Genomic DNA, 1,770 nt, shown 5'->3' on the forward strand with positions numbered 1-1,770 from the left:
GGTTAACCTTGCCACTGAATGTAAGTCGCTGACCCATTATACAAAAGGTACGCAGTCACGGAACAAGTCCGCTCCTACTGTTTGTATGCACACGGTTTCAGGATCTATTTCACTCCCCTTCCGGGGTTCTTTTCGCCTTTCCCTCACGGTACTGGTTCACTATCGGTCGATTACGAGTATTTAGCCTTGGAGGATGGTCCCCCCATATTCAGACAGGATGTCACGTGTCCCGCCCTACTTGTCGTACGCTTAGTACCACCGGTCCGATTTCACATACGGGGCTATCACCCACTATGGCTCCTATTTCCAGAGGATTCTGTTATCGGTCCGACTATCACGTACAGGCTCTTCCCATTTCGCTCGCCGCTACTTTGGGAATCTCGGTTGATTTCTTTTCCTGCAGCTACTTAGATGTTTCAGTTCGCCGCGTTCGCCTTGCATACCTATGTATTCAGTATGCAATACCCTAAAAGGGTGGGTTGCCCCATTCGGAAATCTGCGGATCAAAGTGTGTTTGCTCACTCCCCGCAGCTTATCGCAAGCTACTACGTCCTTCATCGCCTGTAATCGCCAAGGCATCCACCATGTGCACTTATTCGCTTGTCCCTATAACGTTAGCCTCTAATAATCGAAATTATCAAAGAGCGCTACAGGGATAAGAAAGTACAACGTTGTTGCTTGTTTGTTGATACATACAATCATTACCCATCGATTTACCTTTTACGGCAAACCGATCAATAAATAATCTTTACTTCTTCCAGATTGTTAAAGAACGAAACAGCTTTGATCGCTAAAAGATCAAACCTAAACCCAGAGGCTTACGTTTGCACTTTCGAGTAAAACTTTGGTGGAGGATGACGGGATCGAACCGACGACCCCCTGCTTGCAAAGCAGGTGCTCTCCCAGCTGAGCTAATCCCCCTGAGATACTACTAATTAGCTGGTAGGGCTGGTTGGACTCGAACCAACGACCCCCGCGTTATCAACACGGTGCTCTAACCAGCTGAGCTACAGCCCCAACGCGGTGCTACTACGACTACTGTTTCTTCTTAATTAAACAGCCGATAAGTGTGAACATTTGATGCGTGAATCATTTACATGATTCGTGCAAACTCTAGAAAGGAGGTGATCCAGCCGCACCTTCCGATACGGCTACCTTGTTACGACTTCACCCCAGTCACGAATCCTACCGTGGTAAGCGCCCTCCTTACGGTTAAGCTACCTACTTCTGGTAAAACCCGCTCCCATGGTGTGACGGGCGGTGTGTACAAGACCCGGGAACGTATTCACCGCGACATGCTGATCCGCGATTACTAGCGATTCCAACTTCATGCAGTCGAGTTGCAGACTACAATCCGGACTACGATACACTTTCTGCGATTAGCTCCCCCTCGCGGGTTGGCGGCGCTCTGTATGTACCATTGTATGACGTGTGAAGCCCTACCCATAAGGGCCATGAGGACTTGACGTCATCCCCACCTTCCTCCGGTTTGTCACCGGCAGTCTCATTAGAGTGCCCTTTCGTAGCAACTAATGACAAGGGTTGCGCTCGTTGCGGGACTTAACCCAACATCTCACGACACGAGCTGACGACAGCCATGCAGCACCTGTGTACTGGCTCTCTTTCGAGCACTCCTCAATCTCTCGAGGATTCCAGCCATGTCAAGGGTAGGTAAGGTTTTTCGCGTTGCATCGAATTAATCCACATCATCCACCGCTTGTGCGGGTCCCCGTCAATTCCTTTGAGTTTTAATCTTGCGACCGTACTCCC

2 tRNA genes and 2 rRNA genes are annotated in these 1,770 nt (G+C 49.5%); all 4 read right to left on the minus strand.

From position 1 onward, the window contains the following. Nucleotides 1-606, minus strand: a 23S ribosomal RNA gene (locus VPH40_RS27875); the annotation flags it as partial. Nucleotides 607-845: 239 nt separating this feature from the next. Further along, nucleotides 846-921: transfer RNA gene (locus VPH40_RS27880), tRNA-Ala, on the minus strand. Nucleotides 922-940: 19 nt separating this feature from the next. Next, nucleotides 941-1,017, minus strand: a tRNA-Ile gene (locus tag VPH40_RS27885). 100 nt (nucleotides 1,018-1,117) lie between these two features. After that, a 16S ribosomal RNA gene (locus VPH40_RS27890) occupies nucleotides 1,118-1,770 on the minus strand; the annotation flags it as partial.

It is taken from the genome of Janthinobacterium sp. P210005 (assembly GCF_036231865.1).
GTDB lineage: Bacteria > Pseudomonadota > Gammaproteobacteria > Burkholderiales > Burkholderiaceae_D > Janthinobacterium > Janthinobacterium kumbetense.